The sequence below is a fragment of the Frigoribacterium sp. ACAM 257 genome (genome assembly GCF_007954365.1).
Taxonomy (GTDB): Bacteria; Actinomycetota; Actinomycetes; order Actinomycetales; family Microbacteriaceae; genus Frigoribacterium.
The window spans coordinates 1-18,358 of the sequence record NZ_VOLO01000010.1 but is presented as its reverse complement, the minus strand read 5'-3'; the positions used below and the strand labels follow the sequence as shown (position 1 = coordinate 18,358).

Genomic DNA, 18,358 nt, shown 5'->3' with positions numbered 1-18,358 from the left:
ACCCCTCATCTGGACGGTTGCTGAAGAGCCGCCAGACGCCTCGTGAGACCATCCCGGACGCTCGGCCACTCGTCGGCGAGGATCGAGTACACGGCGGTGTCGCGCCACGAGCCGTCGGCCCGCGGCTGGGCGCGGCGGAGCACTCCCTCGGGCACGGCGCCGAGCTTCTCGATGGCCGCACGCGACCGCACGTTCGCGGCGTCGGCCTGGAGCTGGACACGCCCGAGGCCGTGCTCGAAGAGGGAGCCCAGCACCAGCAGCTTCGTCTCGACGTTGACGCCGGTGCCCCAGACCTCGGGGGCGTAGGCGGTCCAGCCGACGTGCGCGCTCTCGCAGCGGAGGTCGACGAGGCCGACCGTCGTGGTGCCGACGAGCTCGCCCGGCCCCTCCCCTGCCGGCGCGGCGCGGCGGACCCCGTAGACCAGGCCCTCGTCCCAGAGCAGGTAGCCGCGCATGAACTCGGCCCACTCGTCGCGGTCGGCGCGGTACGCGGCCGCGCCGCCGCCCCAGCCGCCGGCGAAGACCTCGGGCCGGCCTATGGCCCGGTGGAGCTCGGGCAGGTCGTCGGGGCTGAGCGGGACGACCGTGACGAGACGGCCGACGAGGGGGACGAAGGGCAGCGGGCCGGACAGCGACATGGGTCGATCCTGGCAGGGGCGGGGCAGGATGTGAGCGTGACCACTCCCCGCACCTTCGGCCAGTCGGCCGAGTCGTTCGTCGACCTCCTGTCGCGAGTCCGCCCCGAGCAGTGGGACGAGCCGGGCCTCGACCGCTGGACCGTCCGGGACCTGGCGGGCCACACCTCCCGCGCGGTGCTCACGGTGTCGACCTACCTCGGCCTCGACGAGCCGAGCGACGTGACCATCCCGTCGGCCGAGGCCTGGTACTCGGCCTACGCGTCGCAGTTCACCGACGCGGACGGCGTGCACGCCCGCGGCGTCGAGGCCGGACGATGGCTCGGGGACGACCCGGCCGCCCGGGTCGCCGAGGCGCTCGTCGAGTCGCGTGCGGCCCTGGACAGGGCACCGTCGAACCGGATCGTGTCGCTCGGCGGCATGGGGATCCCGCTCGGCGAGTACCTGCGGACGCGCGTGTTCGAGCTCGTCGTGCACACGATCGACCTGTCGCGCGCGACCGGGCTGGCGCACACGCTGCCGCCGGCCGCGGTCGCCGACACCGCGGCGCTCGCCGCCCGGACCGCGACGATGCAGGGGCACGGCGAGGAGGTGCTGCTCGCGCTCACGGGACGCGGCCGCCTCGGGGACGGGTTCAGCGTCGTGTGAGGCGGGCGGCGCCTCCTCGGGTTCCGACTCTGGTGCGTGCCGGACTGCGTTATTCAGGAACCTGCGCGTGCAAGTTCCTGAATCGTGCACAGGTCAGGAGCGGGAGTCCTGAGCTGTGCGAACTCAGGACTCACGTTCCTGAATGAGGAGGGCGCGAGCCGCACCCGGGCCCGGAATCGGAGCCCGGGCGGGGCGGATCAGGTGAGGAGGACGGGTCAGGCGAGGAGGTCGTGGCGGACGACGACGGCCTCGCGGCCGGGGCCGACCCCGATCGCCGAGATGCGGGCGCCGCTCATGGCCTCGACGGCGAGCACGTAGTCCTGTGCGGCCTTCGGGAGGTCGCCGAACTCGCGGGCTCCGGTGATGTCCTCGGTCCAGCCGGGCAGCTCTTCGTAGATCGGCACGGCGTGGTGGAAGTCGCTCTGCGACACCGGCACCTCGTCGTGACGCACCCCGTCGACGTCGTACGCGACGCAGACCGGGATCGTCTCGAGGCCCGTGAGCACGTCGAGCTTCGTGAGCACGAAGTCGGTCACGCCGTTGATGCGCGCCGAGTAGCGGGCGATCGGGGCGTCGTACCAGCCGCAGCGACGCGGACGGCCCGTGGTCGTGCCGAACTCGAAGCCGTTGGCGCGGAGGAACTCGCCGGAGGCGTCGAACAGCTCGGTCGGGAACGGACCTGCCCCGACACGGGTCGTGTACGCCTTGACGATCCCGATGACGCGCTGGATGCGGCCGGGGCCGATGCCGGAGCCGGTGGAGGCGCCTCCTGCGGTCGCGGAGGACGACGTGACGAACGGGTACGTGCCGTGGTCGACGTCGAGCATGGTCGCCTGGCCCGCCTCGAAGAGGACGGTCTTGTCGGCCTCGAGCGCCTGGTGGATCTCGAGGGCCGTGTCGGCCACCATCGGCTTCAGCCGCTCGGCGTACGAGAGCAGCGACTCGACGATCTCGTCGGCCTCGATCGCGCGCCGGTTGTAGATCTTGACCAGCAGGTGGTTCTTCTGGTCGAGGGCCGCCTCGACCTTCTGGCGCAGGATGCCCTCGTCGAAGATGTCCTGCACGCGGATGCCGACGCGGTTGATCTTGTCGGCGTAGGTCGGGCCGATGCCGCGGCCCGTCGTGCCGATCTGGCGCTTGCCGAGGAACCGCTCGGTCACCTTGTCGAGGGTGCGGTGGTAGTGCGTGATGACGTGCGCGTTCGCGCTGACCTTGAGCTTCGAGACGTCGACGCCTCGGGCGATCAGCGCGTCGAGCTCGTCGAAGAGCACCTCGATGTCGATGACGACGCCGTTGCCGATGACCGGCGTGACGCCGGGCGACAGGATGCCGGAGGGCAGCAGGTGCAGGGCGTACTTCTGGTCGCCGATGACGACCGTGTGGCCCGCGTTGTTGCCGCCGTTGAACTTGACGACGTAGTCGATGCGGCTGCCGAGCAGATCGGTGGCCTTGCCCTTGCCTTCGTCGCCCCACTGGGCTCCGATGATGACTACTGCGGGCATGGTCGTCTCCTCGCGTCGGCGGAACGCACCCCGGTGAGGTGCACCTCAGCCTACAAGGAGGCGCGGCGTCGGTCCCGGGGACCGGCGCCGCGCCTCCTCGTCACGGCCTCGCGCCGCGGCGCCGCCGCCTCACTGCAGGCGCGTCACCGTCGCGTGCGCCCCGTCGTCGACCAGGCCGGCCAGGGCGTCGAGGTAGGGCTCGGTGAAGCGGGGCTCGTCGACGAGGTCGCCGAACAGCTCGCGGTCGCGGAGGAAGGCCAGGCGGTCGTCGCGCTGGGTGAGGGCCGTCGCGGTCAGCCGCTCGGCCAGGCGGTCGACGATGGTGATCGGGTCGCCCTGCTCGTCGACCGCCTCGGCGTACCTCGCCCAGCTGGCCACGATCGCCGCGGACCGCCGCACGTCGCCGCCGGAGGCGAGGTTCTCGCGCACGACGGGCAGCAGCCACTTGGGGATGCGGTCGCTCGATTCGGCGCACAGGCGCGCCAGGGTGTCACGCACCTCGGGGTTCTGGAACCGCTCGATCAGGGTCGCCTTGTAGTCGTCGAGGTCGATGCCGGGCACCTCGGGCAGCGTGGGCGTGGCCTCGCGGTCCATGTAGTCGCGGAGGAACGTGGCGATCGCCGGGTCGGTCGTGGCCTCGTGCGCGTAGCGGTACCCCGAGAGGTAGCCGAAGTAGCACAGACCCTGGTGGCTGGCGTTGAGCAGGCGCAGCTTCATGAACTCGTAGGGCTCGACGTCGTCGACCAGCTGCACGTCGGCGTGCTCGTAGGGGGGACGCCCGAGGGGGAAGTCGTCCTCGAGGACCCACTGGAAGAACGGCTCGGCGACGACGGGCCAGGCGTCGTCGATGCCGAGCACGTCGCGCACCTCGGCGCGGTCGTCGTCGCTCGTCACCGGCGTGATGCGGTCGACCATGCAGTTCGGGAACGAGACGGACTCGCGCACCCACGTCGCAAGCTCGGGGTCGACGAGGTCGGCGTAGGCCGAGAACATCTTCTTCGCCACGTGCCCGTTGCCGGGGATGTTGTCGCACGACATCACCGTGAACGGCTCGATGCCGCGCTCACGTCGACGTTGCAGGGCCGCCGTCACGAGCCCGAAGGTCGTGTGCGGGGAGCCGCCCGCCGCGACCGCCTCGAGGTCGGCGCGGACGGCGGGGTCCGTCTCGTCGAACTCGCCCGTGACGTGGTGGAAGTTGTAGCCGCCCTCGGTGACGGTCAGCGAGACGATCCGGGTCTCGGGCGAGGCCATCTTCTCGATGACGCCCTCGGGGTCGTCGACCGCGAGCAGGTACTCGACGATGCTGCCGACGACGCGGGCTTCACGTCGGCCGTCCGGGTGCTTGAGGACGAGGGTGTAGAGGCCGCCCTGGGCGTCCATCACCTCTTTCATGCGACGGTCCTGCTCGAGGACGCCGACTCCGCAGATCGCGAAGTCGCGCGCTTCGCCCGCGGCGAGCAGACGGTCGATCACCATGGCCTGGTGGGCCCGGTGGAAGCCGCCCACGCCGAAGTGCACGATGCCGGCAGTGAGCCCCTCGCGATCGTAGGTCGGCACGGCGACGCCGGTGGCGGCGACCGCGTCGAGCGTGTCGGGCGAGAGCACGACAGGGGTGCTGCTTGCGTTGACAGTTGTCATGAGGTCTCCGTTGATCTTCGTGACGGTGTTCGGGTCAGGGTATCCAGGGGTCATTTCACGGCGCCCAAGGACAGACCCTGGACGAGCTTGTCCTGCGCGGCGAAGCCGGCGACCAGCACGGGGAACGAGACGGCGACGGCCGCGGCGCAGACCTTCGCGAGGAACAGCCCCTGGCTGGTGACGAAGCTGGTGAGGAACACGGGCGCCGTGAACGCCTGCGTGCTGGTCAGCACGCTCGCGAACAGCAGCTCGTTCCAGCTGAAGATGAAGCAGATCAGCGCCGTGGCGGCGAGGCCGGGGCCGGAGATCGGAATGATCACCCGGCGGAAGATCGAGGGCAGGCTGGCCCCGTCGAGGGCGGCGGCCTCGAGGATCTCGACCGGGATCTCCGACAGGAACGACCGCATCATCCAGACCGCGATGGGCAGGTTCATCGACGTGTAGAGGACGATCAGCAGGCCGACGCTGTCGAGGGCGCCGATGCGCGAGGCGATGAGGTAGATCGGCAGCAGGCCCGCCACCATCGGCAGCATCTTCGTCGAGAGGAAGAAGAACATCACGTCCGACCACTTCGTCACGGGCCTGATGCTCAGCGCGTAGGCCGCGGGCAGCGCCAGGGCCAGCACGAGCAGGGTCGAGACGACCGACGCCGTCGCGCTGTTGATCAGGGGCGGCCAGGGGCTCGCGCCCGAGTTGGCGCCGAAGAAGTTCGCGTAGCCGTCGAGGGTGAGCGGCGCGAAGATCGACGGCGGGTTGGTGGCCGCGTCGGTCTCCGAGTGGAAGCTCGTCAGCACCATCCACGCCACGGGGGCGAAGAAGGCGAGCCCGACGATCCAGGCCACGAGCCCGAGGAGGCCGCCCCGGACGCGGCCGCCCAGCGTCCGACCGGCGGACGTCCGTGCCGAGGAGGCGCGGGGCGCCCGACGAGGGCGGGTCGCGACCGTGGCGGTGGTCGGGCGGTCGAGCGTGGGAGCCGTCATCGGTTCTCCTCCTTGAGCAGGGTCGAGACGCTCCGCAGGGCGAACGTCGCGATGGCGATGGTGCCGATGACGACGACCACGCCGGCTGCCGAGGCGGCGCCGTAGTCGTGCGCCTGGAAGAACTGCTGGTAGATGGTGTAGGGCAGGTTCGCCGTGCCCAGCCCGCCGGAGGTGATGGTGAAGACCGCGTCGAAGTTCTGCACGATGTAGATCGAGCCGAGCAGGGCCGCCAGCTCGAGGTAGCGGCGCATGTGCGGCAGCGTCATGTAGCGGAAGAGCTGCCACGCGCTCGCGCCGTCCACCCTGGCCGCCTCGATCACGTCGAGCGGCCGGCTCTGCAGCCCCGCCAGCAGGATCAGCATCATGAACGGGGTCCACTGCCAGATCAGGGCGGCCTCGACCGCCATCAGGGGGTTGTTCGTGATCCAGTCCGGCTGCGGCGCCGTCGCCCCGAACAGGCCGAAGAGCCAGTTCAGCCCTCCGTTGAAGAGGCCGTACTCCGGGTTGTACAGGGCGTGCTTCCAGACCAGCGCCGCGGCGACGGGCACGACGAGGAACGGCGCGATCATGATCGTGCGGACGACGCCGCGACCGAGGAACTCCCGGTCGAGCAGCAGCGCCACGACGAGGCCGAGCACCAGGCTGACGAGCACGACCGTGACCGTGAGGAGGACGGTCGTCACCACGGACGCGCGCATGGCCGGATCGGTGAAGACGGCCACGTAGTTGTCGAGGCCGCCGAACGCGATGTCGTTCGGGTACAACGAGTTCCAGTTGACGAAGGACACGATGATCGTGATGACGAACGGCACCTGGGTGACCGCGATCACGAAGATCAGGGCCGGGAGGAGCGGGGCCCGGCGGGCCCACGCCCCGGCCCGGGCCAGTGCTTCCGCGTCCCTGCGAGGGGTGCGGAAGCCCGGGGCCTCGGGCCGGGGCTCGTGAGGAGCCGGTGCTTCGACGGTGGCGCTCACTACTGGTCCTGGTACTTCTCGCTGACCTTCTCGGCCAGGGACTGCCCCTTGGTCAGCGCCTCCTCGACCGTCTGCTGACCGGCGATCGCCGCGCTGACGTCCTGGGAGACCTGGGTGGCCATGTCCGCGAACTCGGGCACGGCGACGAACTGGATGCCGGCTGCGGGGCGGGGCTGGACGCCCGGGTCATCCGGCTTCGCGCTGACGATCGCGTCCTCGGTCTGCTGGAAGAACGGAGCGGCGGCCGCCTGGTACTCCGGGTTGTCGTAGGTGCTGGCGCGCTTGCCCGCGGGGACGCTCGACCAGCCGATCTGGTCGGCGACGAGCTCCTCGTACTCCTTGCTGGAGGCCCACTCGACGAACTTCGCGGCGGCGTCCTGGTTCTTGCCTGCCGCCTGGATGCCCCAGGCCCAGGTGTAGAGCCAGCCCGAGCTGTCGGTCTCCTTCACGGGAGCGGCGGCGTAGCCGATCTTGCCCTTGACGGGCGAGTCGTCGGCCTCGAGGCTGCCGGCGGCGCTGGTGGCGTCGTACCACATGGCCACCTTGCCCTGCTGCAGGTTGTTCAGGCACTCCGTGAAGCCGGCCTGGGGCGCGCCCGCCTCGCCGTGGTCCTGGACGAGCTTCACGTAGAAGTCGACGGCCTCGGTGAACTCGGGGCTGTCGACCTCGGCGTTCCAGTCCTCGTCGAACCAGGTGCCGCCGAACGTGTTGACCACGGTGGTCAACGGGGCGAAGATCTGGCCCCAGCCGGGCTGGCCGCGCAGGCAGATGCCCTTCATGCCCGGCTCGGCCCCGTCGACCTGGGCCGCCAGCTCGGCGACCTCGTCCCACGTGGGGTTCTCGGGCATCGTCAGGCCTGCGGCCTCGAAGACATCGGTGCGGTACATGAGGAACGAGGACTCGCCGTAGAACGGCTCGCCGTAGAGCTTGCCGTCCTCGCCGGTGAGGGCCTTCGTCATCGGCTCGAGGATGTCGCTCTGGTCGAAGTCGTCGCTCGCGGCGACCGTGTCGTCGAGCGGCGTCAGCCAGCCGTTGGCGGCGTAGCTCGGGATCTCGTAGTTCGACAGCGACGCGACGTCGTACTGGCCGGCCTGGCTCGAGAACTCCTGGCTGAACTTGGCGCGGACGTCGTTCTCCGGCAGCACGGTGTAGTTCACCGTGATGCCGGTGTCCTTCGTGAAGTTCGCGGCGGTCAGCTTCTGCAGGTCGACCATCTGGGGGTTGTTGACCATGAGGACGTTGACCTCGTCGGAGCCGCCGCCGGCCGCGCCTCCGCCGCCACCGCCCGCCCCGCCGCAGGCGCTCAGGCCGAGTGCTGCTGCGACGCCCACCGACATCGCGATCGTGAGCTTGCTCGCTCGGTTGATGGATCTCACGGGACCTCCATTGGTCGTGACGGGCGGTGCTGAGGGTGCGGTGCTGAGGGGTGTCGCTGGGGGACGAGCCGGGCGTGCCCAGGTGCGGGACGCGGATCGAGGAGGTGCCGGGTGATTCGCTCAGATGAGCGCGCCTCCTCAGATGTGAGGGAGTCTGACACGAGGATCACAGATGTGCAAGTGGTCTCAGATGAGCCATGATGGGCGCATGGCACGACGAACGGGACCTGATCGCGAACGATGGATCCTGCTCGCCGACGTCGCTCGCGCTCACTACGTCGAGGACAGGTCGAAGGTGGACATCGCGGCGCAGTTCGGCGTGAGCCGGTTCCAGGTCGCCACCCTGCTGAAGCAGGCCAGGGACCAGGGCGTCGTGACGATCGAGATCCGGGACCCGCGGCGCCCCTCCCGCGACGACGACCTCGCGCGGATGCTGGGCGTCGAGCGGGTGCAGGTCGTCGACGTCTCCGGCACGACGGAGATCGAGGGCACGGAGCGCGTCGGCACGGCCGTGATGGGCGCCCTCCGCCAGACCCTCCGCAGCCGGATGACGGTCGGCATCTCGTGGTCGCGCACGATGGACCTCGCCGCGAAGTTCCTGCCCGACCTGCCGCCGTGCACCATCGTCCAGCTCGCCGGGGCGCTCCAGGTGCCCGGGTCGGGGACCCTGCCGCAGGTCATCTCCAACCTGGGCGCGTCGCCGGACATCACCACGCTGCCCATCCACGCCCCGCTCGTCGTGGACGGAGCGGCGACGGCCCGCGACCTCATGCGTCAGCCCGAGATCGCCCAGGCGCTGGAGCGTGCGGACGGCCTCGACCTCGCCGTCGTGGCCATCGGGGCCTGGCAGGCCGGGGAGTCGAGCGTCTGGGAGAAGGTCGCCGCCGCCGACCGCGACGAGGCCCTCGCCGCCGGCGCGGTCGGCGAGATCTCGGGCCGGCTCTTCGACGCGGCGGGCGACCACGTCGCGACCGCCCTCGACGACCGGCTCATCGGGGTCCGCTACGACCAGCTGAGGCGGACGCCGCACGTCGTCGCCGTGGCGCACGGCCCGGCGCGCGCCGCAGCAGTCGTCGCCGCCGCCGCGGCCGGGTTCGTCACTCACCTGATCGTGGACAGTACGCTGGCCGAGGCGCTGGTCGACCTGCTCGAGACCCTCGACGACGAGTCGTGACCACGCCCGCCCACCCGCTCGAAGAGGAGTAGTCCGTGACGACCGACAACCCGACCACCCGCGCGCTCGTCGCCGGGGTGGACTCGTCCACCCAGAGCTGCAAGGTCGTGATCCGCGACGCCGTCACCGGAGACCTGGTGCGCCAGGGCACCGCCCGGCACCCGGAGGGCACCGAGGTCCCGCCCGACGCCTGGTGGGACGCCCTCGTCGGGGCGATCGGCGCGGCCGGCGGCCTCGACGACGTCGCCGCGATCTCGGTCGCCGGGCAGCAGCACGGCATGGTCGTGCTCGACTCCGACGGAGAGGTCGTCCGCGACGCCCTGCTCTGGAACGACACCCGCAGCGCCCCCGCCGCACGCGAGCTGACCGCCGAGCTCGGGGCCGAGGAGTGGGCGCGACGGACCGGCTCGGTGCCCGTCGCCTCCTTCACGGCCACCAAGCTGCGCTGGCTGCGCGACGCCGAGCCCGCGGCCGCGGGGCGCGTCGCGGCGGTCGCGCTGCCGCACGACTGGCTGACCTGGCGGCTCCTCGGGCACGGGCCCGCCGCCTCCTCGCCGCTCGGGCCGGACCTGGAGGCGCTCGTCACCGACCGGAGCGACGCCAGCGGCACCTCGTACTGGAGCCCGGCCGACGAGAGCTACGACCTTGAGCTGTTCGAGCGCGCGCTCGGGCGGGCCGGTCGAGAGGCCGCGGGGCGGGACGCAGTCGATGCTGCTGCCGGGGACGTCGCAGGTGGCGACGCCGTCGTGCTGCCGCGCGTGCTGGGACCGTCGGAGGCGGCGGGCACGACGGTCGCGCACGGGCCGGTCCCCGAGGGGATCCTCGTGGGGGCGGGCGCCGGCGACAACGCGGGCGCGGCGCTCGGCCTGGACGCCGGGGTCGGCGACCTCGTCATCAGCATCGGCACCAGCGGGACGGCGTTCGCCGTGACCGACGCGCCGGTCCGCGACGGCTCGGGCACGGTCGCCGGCTTCGCCGACGCGGCCGGCGGGTTCCTGCCGCTCGTCGCGACGCTGAACGCCGCCCGCGTGCTGTCGTCGATCGGCACGCTGCTCGGCGTCGACCACGACGAGTTCGCCCGGCTGGCGCTCGCCGCGGAGCCCGGAGCCGGCGGGGTCTCGCTCGTGCCGTACTTCGAGGGCGAGCGGACTCCCGACCTGCCCGACTCGACGGCCACGCTCTCGGGGCTGACGCTCGCCTCGACCACCCGAGAGAACCTCGCGCGGGCCGCGGTCGAGGGGATGCTGTCGGCCCTCGCCGACGGCGCCGCCGCCGTGCGCGACCAGGGGGTGGAGGTGCGGCGCGTGCTGCTGATCGGCGGCGCCGCGCTGAACCCGGCCGTGCAGGCCGTCGCGGCCCAGGTGCTCGACGTGCCGGTCACGGTGCCCGCCCCGGGCGAGTACGTCGCCGACGGTGCGGCACGGCAGGCGGCGTGGGCCCTCTCGGGGACGCGACCCGGGTGGACCGTGTCGACCCGCGCCTCCTCGGAGCCGGACCTCGTGCCCGCGATCGGCGAGCGCTACCGGGCGGCGCAGGCGCTGGGGTCGCTGCCGCGCTGAGCTGTGCGCCGCACCCGGCTGCGGCGCACGCCGCACGCCGCACGCCGCGATCGGCCGAGGGCGGGTCAGCGTGGTCGAGAGGGGCGCAGGAGGCGGGACCTAGGATCGGGGACATGCCACCGGAACCGGGACCCACCCGCTCGACGATGACCGAGGACTACCTCAAGGTCATCTGGAAGGCCGAGGAGTGGGCGGAGGAGGGCTCCCCCGGCATCACGACGAACGAGATCGCGGCGACGCTCGGAGTGGGTGCGTCGACGGTGTCGGGCAACCTCCGCAAGCTCGAGCGAGACGGCTACCTCGACTACACGCCGTACCGGAGCATCGCCCTGAGCGAGCGCGGCCGCCGCGTCGCCGTCGGCATGGTCCGCCGCCACCGCCTGATCGAGACCTACCTGGTCGAGCGGCTCGGCTACGCCTGGGACGAGGTGCACGACGAGGCCGAGGTGCTCGAGCACGCCGTGAGCGACCGACTTCTCGAGGCCTTCGACGTCGAGCTGGGGCGACCGGCGGCCGATCCGCACGGCGACCCGATCCCCCGGGCCGACGGCACCGTCGTGCGGCCCGTCGCGCACACCCTGCAGGAGTTCGTCGAGGGCGAGTGCGGCCACGTGGTACGCGTCTCGGACGACGAGCCCGAGCTGCTGCGCTACCTGGGCTCGCTCCAGCTGCGGGTCGGCGCCCACGTCCGGGTCGCCGAGCGCCGCGACTACGCGGGGTCGCTGCGGGTCGAGCTCGACGACGGCACGGTCGACCTCGCCGGGCCCGCCGCGGTCGCCGTGTGGGCGACGCGCGACGAGCACGGGCACGCGGCGGCCGCCACGGCCTGACACCAGTCCAGGAGGCGCGGGCCGGGCCAGGAGGCGCGGGCCGGGTCAGGAGGCGCGGGCCGGGTCGGCGAGCAGGTCGGCGAACGCCAGCTCGGCGGCCCCGATCATCAGCCGGTCGGCCCCGAGCGCGGCCCGCCGCAGCTGCACGCCGTCGCGCGGGCCGGGCAGCGCCTGCGCGGTGACGCGGTCGAGCAGCCGGTCGGGCGCGGCGGCCTGCAGCGACCCGAGGAACCCGCCCAGCACGATCACCGACGGGTTGAACGCGTTGAGCACGTTGCGGAGCGCGACGGCGACGTAGTCGACCTGGCGCTCGACCTCGCGCCGCACGTCGGCGTCGCCCTCGGCGAGCGCCGTGGCCAGCGCGGCGTCGAGCTCGTCCGCCTGGGCGCGGGACAGGCCGGTGACGGCCAGCAGCTCGGCCTGGCCGACCTCGGTCTCGAGGCAGCCGACGGCTCCGCAGTGGCAGAGCCGCCCGGCCGACTCGACGAGCGTGTGCCCGATCTCGCCGGCGAAGCCGTCGCGGCCGCGCAGGGGCCGGCCGTCGACGACCACTCCCCCTCCGACGCCGCTGGCGCCGCCGTTGAGGAACACCAGGTCGCTCGCCCCGGCGCCGGCGCCGAAGAGGCCCTCGGCGACGACCGCGGTGCTCGCGTCGTTGGCGGCCCGGGCGGGAAGACCCGTGGCCTCGGACAGGAGGCGCGCGAACGGCTCGTCGACCCAGCCGAGGTGCGGCGCGAGGCGGACCAGGCCGCCGTCCGCGTGCACGAGGCCCGGCACGGCGGCTCCGACGCCGACGACGGTCGCGCCCGGCACCTCGCCGGCGAGCTCCCGGACGATGCGGGCCGCGATCTCCGCCGCCTCGACCGCGGTCGGGACGCCGTCCGTCTCGTGCCGCACACGGCGCTGCACGACCCCGTCCAGCCCGACCCGGCCGACCGTCACGGCGTCGATCTCGGGGTTCACCGCGAAGGCCACGACGTCGGGCGAGGCGCTGACGACGGGACTGGGACGGCCGACCCGGTTGCCCGCGACGGGCTCCGACTCGACGACGAGGCCGCGCTCGACGAGCTCGCCGACGAGGGCGGCGATGGTCGAGCGGTTGAGGCCGGTCAGGCGCGTCAGCTCGCTGCGCGAGATCGGTCCGTCGCCGTGCACGATGCCGAGGACGGTGGCGAGGTTCGAGCCGCGAGGGCGATCGAGGAGGAGGCGGGCGCGACCGGCGGGAGGGGCGCCTCCTGCATCGGGCAACGCCGCGAGCGGGTCGGTCGGGGGAGGCGACGCCGTCGCGGGCGCGAGCGCCGTCGCCGGCTTCCGGCGGGCCTCGCTCGTCTGGTCTCGCACTGCTGCCTCCCTGGTTACGAGGGTATCGCTCGGGGCGCCCGTGGCTTCTTGCGCGCTGTCGTGCGTGAAAAGGGACGACGTGCGGACGGGCCCACGCCCATCTTGTCCCTTTCCGTGCACGACTCGGTCTTCACGGGACTGCGGGGGGCGACCTCACGCGAGGTGGGGCTTGGTGCCGAGCGGCACCAGCGGGGGCACGTCGGGGCGGGTGACCAGCGTCACGACCGCGCCGGACGCGCTCGACGCGGCCACCGCCTCCGTGATCTCGAGCACGTGCAGGGCGACGTCGCCGGAGGCGCGGTGCGGCTCCCCCGCCGCGACCGCCCTGGCGAGGTCGGCCAGGCCGTAGCCGCGTCCGGCGTCACGGTAGCCCGCCGTCGGCTCGACCCCTCGCCAGGTGCGGTCGTCCGCGGTGAGCAGCTCGACGGGATCGCCGAACATGTTCGCGTCGGGGACGGCGATCGTGCCGAGCGTGCCGAAGAACTCCGTGATCGGCGCCCGGGAGCCCCACACCTCGAAGCTGACCGTGACGGTCGACGTCGCTCCGGAGGCGTGCCGCAGCAGCGCGCTCGCGTGCGTGTCGACGTCGACCTCGAGCTGCTCGCCGGCGCGGGGGCCGGTGCCGATCGTCCGTCGGCGGGCCGAGCGCGAGACCAGGCCGGACACCGAGACGACCGGCCCGAGCAGGTGCACGAGCGTCGTCAGGTAGTAGGGGCCCATGTCGAACAGGGGGCCGCCTCCTGCCCGGTAGTAGAAGTCGGGCGCGGGGTGCCAGGCCTCGTGCCCGGACGCCGTCCACGAGACGGCGGCGCCGACGGGGTCGCCCACTGCTCCCGAGGCGACGAGCTGGGCCGCGGTCTGGACGCCGGTGCCGAGCACCGTGTCGGGAGCCGAGCCGACTCGCACGCTTGCCGCCCTGGCCGCCTCGAGCACCGCGGCGCCGTCGGCGACCGTGAGCGCGAGCGGCTTCTCGCCGTAGACGTGCTTGCCGGCGGCGATCGCCCGCAGCGCGATCTCGGCGTGCGCCGCGGGGATCGTGAGGTTCAGCACCACGTCGACCCGGTCGTCGGCCAGCAGCTCGTCGACGGTGAGGGCCCGCACGCCGAGACGATCCGCGACGGAGGCGGCCCGCACCTGGTCGAGGTCGGCCACGGCCTCGAGGGCGAGGCCGGGCAGCCGCTCGAACGACGCGAAGTACTGCTCGCTGATCACGCCGACCCCGATCACGCCGACGCGCATCGGGGCCCCGACCGCTCCTGCGCCTGCGGCTGCGCCCGTGCCCGCGCCGCTCATCGCGTGGCCCACAGCAGGCCGCGCTCGACGAGCGTGCGGACGGTCGGGTGGTCGAGCACGGCCTGGGAGTGCCCCGGGGTGACGACGGCGATGCGGCCGAGTCCCCACTGGCGGGTCCAGACAGCGGGGGAGGTCACCGGGCGCGTCCAGGGATCGCCGACCCGCGCCTCCTGCGTGGTCGTCGCGAGCACGTCGAGGTAGTCGTCGTGCAGCAGCCAGTACTGCTCGCTCTCGACCTCGAAGTCGTCGAGGCCCTCGGTGACCGGGTGCGACGCGGCCGCTTCGGTGAAGCGGATCGTGTGCCGCACGAAGCCGTCGGTCTCGTCGCCGACCCGGTCGGCCGCGGCCTTGCCGGGGTGCGCGGCGAACTGCCCGCCGATCAGGTGCAGGTAGTCGGCGTCGCCCCGGAACGAGTCCGCGATGCCGCCGTGCCAGCCCGCCAGGCCCGTGCCTGCCTCGACGGCCGCGCGGAGCCCGGCCGTCTGCGGACCCTCGATGGTCGACATGGTGACGTTCTGCAGCACGAGGTCGGCGGAGCGCATCACGTCGGCGTCGGCGTAGACCGCCGGGCCGTCGTGCAGGCTGACCTCGAAGCCGGAGCGCTCGAGGAACGGCACGAACGAGTCGGTCGTGCCGATCGGGTCGTGTCCCTCCCAGCCGCCGCGGACGACGAGCGCGCGGCGGGTCACGAGGTCGCCCCCGGCGTGACAGTCGTCGGCACGGCCTGCAGCGCTGCCCGCACCGAGGTCCACGACTCGAGCCGGGCGCGCACGTCGTCGCGCACCTCCCGCTCGATCGCCGTCGCGAGCGCCCGCTCGAGCAGGTCGTCGATCGCGACCCGCTGCCCGGTGCGCGTCGACTCGATGGCCGCCTCGACCATGGCGAGGCTCATCACGTTCTCGTGCACCTCGCCGTGCGGCACGGCACCGGTGCGCAGGGCGCCGACGAACGCGGCGAGCGAGCCCTCGATGCCCTCGCCCACGGTCGGCAGCTGCGGCAGCTGCGGAGACGAGGAGGCGCCGGTCTCGTCCGCGAGGGAGAGGACGGGAGCGTCGTCGCCGTCCCAGGTCGCGGTGCCGGCCGAGCCGCTGACGCGCCACGAGCCGTTCCACGACGTCTCGGCGCCCGGGCTGCACCAGCTGCCCGAGTAGGCGTAGCGGACGCCGCCCTCGAACTCGAAGACGGCGTTCGCGGCCGCGTCGCCGCGGTACCAGCTCCACGCCGGGCTGAAGGAGTCGCACCAGACCGACACCGGGTCGGCGTCGAGCAGCCAGCGCACCGAGTCGAACGGGTGCACGGCCATGTCGAGCAGCAGCACGTCGTCCATCTGCTCGCGGAATCCGCCGAAGTGCGGCGCCTTGAAGAACTCGGTCGTGACGACGCCGACCGTCTCGAGCTGGCCGATCTGCTGCTTGAGCGCCACCAGGTGGTCGTCGTAGCGACGGGACTGGCTCACCATGAAGAGCTCGCCTGTCACCTCGGCGGCGGCCGCGAGCGACAGCCCCTCGGCCACGTCGAGCGCGACGGGCTTCTCGCCGAGCACGGGCAGGCCCGCGAAGAGCGACTGCGTCGTGACGGGGTGGTGCGCCACAGGCACGGTGACGTCGATCACCGCGTCGGGCGCGAGGTCGGCGATCATCGCGCCGAGGTCGGTCGAGACGGGCAGCGACGCGTCGCCGTGGTGCTCGGCACCCGCCCTGGCGGCGTCGAGGTCGAGGTCGACGATGCCGACCAGCTCGACGTCGGCGCTGTCGGCGAGGGCGCGGAGCCAGGCCCGCCCCATGCCTCCGGCGCCGACCTGGACGACGCGCAGGGCGCCTCCTCGGCTGTCGACCGTGCGGAACGTCATCGCTCGAGCGCCCCTTCGTAGTCGGCCCCCTGGAAGTACTGGCCGGTCTCGTAGCGCAGCAGCGTCGGCGTCTCGCGCTCGCGCTCGGGGCGCGCCCACTCGACGCCGTTGGCGATCACGCGGCGGACGTCGCGGTGGTGGTAGACGGGGAAGTCCTGGTCGCCGGGGCTGAAGAAGAAGACCTTGCCGAAGCCGCGCCGGTAGGTCATGCCGCTGCGGAACACCTCGCCGCCGGTGAAGCCCGAGATGAAGATCAGCTCGTCGGGGGTCGGCACGTCGAAGTACTCGCCGTACATCTCCTGTTCGGGGATGACGATCGGGTTCGGCACGCCGCGCGTGATCGGGTGCTGCGGGTTGACGGTCCAGACGAGCTCCTGGTCGTGCTCGCTGCGCCAGCGGAGGGTGCAGGTCGTGCCCATCAGCTTCGTGAAGATCTTCGACCAGTGGCCGGAGTGCAGCACGATCAGGCCCATGCCCGCGAGGACGTGGCGGTGCACCCGCTCGACGACCTCGTCGCTGACCTCGGCGTGCGCCGCATGGCCCCACCAGGTGAGCACGTCGGTCTGCTCGAGCGCCTCCTCGCTGAGGCCGTGCTCGGGCATGTCCATCGTCGCGACCGTGATCTGCGCGTCGGGCAGGTTCTCGCCGACGCCCTCGGCGATCGCGCCGTGCATGCCGGTGGGGTAGCGCTCGGCGACGTGCTGCTCGATCTGCTCGTGGCGGTTCTCGCCCCAGACGGTGACGCGGAGGGGGGTGGCGGGGGTGGGGGTGGTCATGGGTCTTCTCTCTGCAGGGAGGGGTCGGGTCGGGTCGGGTCAGGGCGCGGTCGCGAGCCAGCGGCTGCCGTCGGCCGCGCTCCGCTCGACGGCGTCGAGGACCCGCTGCACCTGGAGGCCCTCGGCGAAGGAGGGGGTCGGCTGCTCCCCCGCCGCGATCGCGGTGACGAGATCGCGGGCCTGGTGGCTGAAGGCGTGCTCGTAGCCGAGGCCGTGGCCGGTCGGCCACCAGGAGCCCGTGTAGGGGTGCTCCGGCTCGGTCACGAGCACGCGCCGGAAGCCGAGCTGGTCGACCGGGGCGCCGGCGTCGTAGACCTCGAGCTCGTTCATGCGCTCGAGGTCGAACGCGATCGCGCCGCCCGTGCCGCTGAACTCGAGCCGCAGCGCGTTCTTGCGCCCGGTCGCGACGCGGGTGGCCTCGAAGGTCGCGAGGGCGCCTCCTGCGATCTCGGCCGTGAAGAGCGCCGTGTCGTCGACGGTGACCTGCCCGCGCTCGGAGGAGGCGGTGCCGCCGAGGCCTCGGACCTCGCCGAGCAGGGGCCGCTCGGTCGTGAAGGTGCGCAGCAGGCCGCTGACGTCGGTCAGAGTCCTGCCCGTGACGAACTGCACGGCGTCGACGAGGTGGGCCCCGATGTCGCCGAGCGACCCGGAGCCGGCGACGCTCTTGTCCAGGCGCCAGGTCATCGGGCCCTCGGGGTCGACCAGCCAGTCCTGCAGGTAGAGGGCACGGACCTGGCGCAGCTCGCCGATCGCGCCCCGGGCGACGAGGTCGCGGGCGAAGGTGATCGCGGGCACGCGGCGGTAGCTGAAGCCGACCATCGCGAGCACGCCGCGCTCGGCCGCCCGCTCGGCGGCCTCGGCCATCAGCTCGGCCTCGGCGACGGTGTTGGCGAGGGGCTTCTCGCAGAGCACGTGCTTGCCGGCCTCGAGGGCGGCGACCGCGATCTCGACGTGCGTCGAGCCGGGCGAGCAGATGTCGACCAGCTGGACGTCGTCGCTCTCGACCACTCGCCTCCAGTCGGACTCGGCGCGCTGCCAGCCCCAGCGGGCCGCCGCGGCCCGGGTCGCCTCGGCGTCGCGGCCGACGATCGCGGTCATCCGCGGGGCGAGCGGGAGGTCGAAGAACGCGGGCGCCGTGCGCCAGGCCTGCGAGTGGGCGGCGCCCATGAAGCCGTGGCCGATCAGCGCGACCCCGAGGTCGCGGCGGGGCTCGTCGAGCGTCTCGTGGGGGGACATCTGACTCCTTCGTCATTCGTCACCACATTCGTTGTGGTCAACAACAAAGTAGGCGGGGTCACATCGGGGCGCAACCCTCCCCCTGGTGATGAGGGATGCTCTGCCGTCGTGCACGGGAAGGGGAGGGCCGATCGGCGGGCCCTTGTGATCGACGGCTCGAGCGCATATGTTGGAGGCGACAACAAACGCTCTCGACGACGAGGACCCGGACATGACGACCACCCCCACCCGCGACGACAAGTTCTCCTTCGGACTCTGGACGATCGGCTACACCGGCGCCGACCCGTTCGGCGGACCGACCCGCCCCGACCTCGACGTGGTCGAGGCCGTCGAGAACCTGGACCGCCTCGGCGCCTACGGCCTGACCTTCCACGACGACGACCTCTTCGCGTTCGGCTCGACCGACGCGGAGCGCCAGGTGCAGATCGACCGCCTCAAGGGCGCGCTCGACGCGACCGGCATCGTCGTGCCGATGGTGACGACCAACCTCTTCAGCGCGCCCGTCTTCAAGGACGGCGGCTTCACCTCCAACGACCGCGGCGTCCGC

The 18,358-nt window shown here is 72.6% G+C and carries 16 protein-coding genes and 1 pseudogene; 5 read left to right on the top strand and 12 right to left on the bottom strand.

From position 1 onward, the window contains the following. Positions 1–5: 5 nt before the first annotated feature. Positions 6–638, bottom strand: a complete 633-nt coding sequence (locus ES689_RS15380; protein ID WP_146906444.1) for a GNAT family N-acetyltransferase — start codon at positions 636–638, stop codon at positions 6–8. Positions 639–674: 36 nt separating this feature from the next. Between ES689_RS15380 and ES689_RS15375 the strand changes: the two genes are divergently transcribed. Beyond that, complete coding sequence (locus tag ES689_RS15375; RefSeq protein WP_191330519.1) at positions 675–1,283, top strand: maleylpyruvate isomerase family mycothiol-dependent enzyme; 609 nt, start codon at positions 675–677, stop codon at positions 1,281–1,283. A 215-nt stretch (positions 1,284–1,498) separates the two neighbouring features. Here ES689_RS15375 and ES689_RS15370 read toward each other — a convergent pair whose 3' ends face one another. From ES689_RS15370 to ES689_RS15350, 5 genes are all read right to left on the bottom strand, one after another. Beyond that, positions 1,499–2,785: an adenylosuccinate synthase gene (locus ES689_RS15370; RefSeq protein WP_146906440.1), complete on the bottom strand. Its 1,287-nt coding sequence runs from the start codon at positions 2,783–2,785 to the stop codon at positions 1,499–1,501. A 129-nt stretch (positions 2,786–2,914) separates the two neighbouring features. After that, positions 2,915–4,423, bottom strand: coding sequence for a mannitol dehydrogenase family protein (locus ES689_RS15365; protein ID WP_146906465.1), 1,509 nt, complete (start codon positions 4,421–4,423; stop codon positions 2,915–2,917). A gap of 50 nt (positions 4,424–4,473) precedes the next feature. Then, a complete protein-coding gene (locus ES689_RS15360; protein WP_146906437.1) occupies positions 4,474–5,403 on the bottom strand; it encodes a carbohydrate ABC transporter permease in 930 nt (309 codons plus the stop codon). Beyond that, a complete protein-coding gene (locus ES689_RS15355; RefSeq protein WP_223269652.1) occupies positions 5,400–6,290 on the bottom strand; it encodes a carbohydrate ABC transporter permease in 891 nt (296 codons plus the stop codon). The genes ES689_RS15360 and ES689_RS15355 overlap by 4 nt, the downstream gene beginning before the upstream one ends. 86 nt (positions 6,291–6,376) lie before the next feature. Next, positions 6,377–7,714, bottom strand: a complete 1,338-nt coding sequence (locus tag ES689_RS15350; RefSeq protein WP_146906463.1) for a sugar ABC transporter substrate-binding protein — start codon at positions 7,712–7,714, stop codon at positions 6,377–6,379. A 247-nt stretch (positions 7,715–7,961) separates the two neighbouring features. Here ES689_RS15350 and ES689_RS15345 point away from each other — a divergent pair, with 247 nt between their 5' ends. From ES689_RS15345 to ES689_RS15335, 3 genes are all read left to right on the top strand, one after another. Next, a complete protein-coding gene (locus tag ES689_RS15345) occupies positions 7,962–8,927 on the top strand; it encodes a sugar-binding transcriptional regulator (RefSeq protein WP_191330517.1) in 966 nt (321 codons plus the stop codon). Between the two features lie 35 nt (positions 8,928–8,962). Next, on the top strand, positions 8,963–10,486 hold the full coding sequence (locus ES689_RS15340) for a xylulokinase (RefSeq protein ID WP_146906431.1): 1,524 nt from the start codon (positions 8,963–8,965) through the stop codon (positions 10,484–10,486). Between the two features lie 113 nt (positions 10,487–10,599). Further along, complete coding sequence (locus ES689_RS15335; protein WP_146906429.1) at positions 10,600–11,316, top strand: metal-dependent transcriptional regulator; 717 nt, start codon at positions 10,600–10,602, stop codon at positions 11,314–11,316. A 45-nt stretch (positions 11,317–11,361) separates the two neighbouring features. Here ES689_RS15335 and ES689_RS15330 read toward each other — a convergent pair whose 3' ends face one another. From ES689_RS15330 to ES689_RS15305, 6 genes are all read right to left on the bottom strand, one after another. Then, positions 11,362–12,657, bottom strand: a complete 1,296-nt coding sequence (locus ES689_RS15330) for an ROK family transcriptional regulator (RefSeq protein WP_223269650.1) — start codon at positions 12,655–12,657, stop codon at positions 11,362–11,364. 153 nt (positions 12,658–12,810) lie between these two features. Next, on the bottom strand, positions 12,811–13,950 hold the full coding sequence (locus tag ES689_RS15325) for a Gfo/Idh/MocA family protein (RefSeq protein ID WP_223269649.1): 1,140 nt from the start codon (positions 13,948–13,950) through the stop codon (positions 12,811–12,813). Next, complete coding sequence (locus ES689_RS15320; protein WP_146906427.1) at positions 13,947–14,639, bottom strand: ThuA domain-containing protein; 693 nt, start codon at positions 14,637–14,639, stop codon at positions 13,947–13,949. The genes ES689_RS15325 and ES689_RS15320 overlap by 4 nt, the downstream gene beginning before the upstream one ends. Next, positions 14,636–15,799, bottom strand: a complete 1,164-nt coding sequence (locus ES689_RS15315) for a Gfo/Idh/MocA family protein (protein ID WP_146906425.1) — start codon at positions 15,797–15,799, stop codon at positions 14,636–14,638. The genes ES689_RS15320 and ES689_RS15315 overlap by 4 nt, the downstream gene beginning before the upstream one ends. Then, complete coding sequence (locus tag ES689_RS15310) at positions 15,796–16,575, bottom strand: ThuA domain-containing protein (RefSeq protein WP_146906423.1); 780 nt, start codon at positions 16,573–16,575, stop codon at positions 15,796–15,798. The genes ES689_RS15315 and ES689_RS15310 overlap by 4 nt, the downstream gene beginning before the upstream one ends. Before the next feature lie 39 nt (positions 16,576–16,614). Next, positions 16,615–17,811 (bottom strand): Gfo/Idh/MocA family protein, encoded by a 1,197-nt coding sequence (locus ES689_RS15305; protein ID WP_146906421.1) that lies wholly within the window; start codon positions 17,809–17,811, stop codon positions 16,615–16,617. Between the two features lie 211 nt (positions 17,812–18,022). Between ES689_RS15305 and ES689_RS15300 the strand changes: the two are divergent. Continuing rightward, a pseudogene (locus tag ES689_RS15300) lies at positions 18,023–18,358 on the top strand (xylose isomerase); the annotation flags it as partial.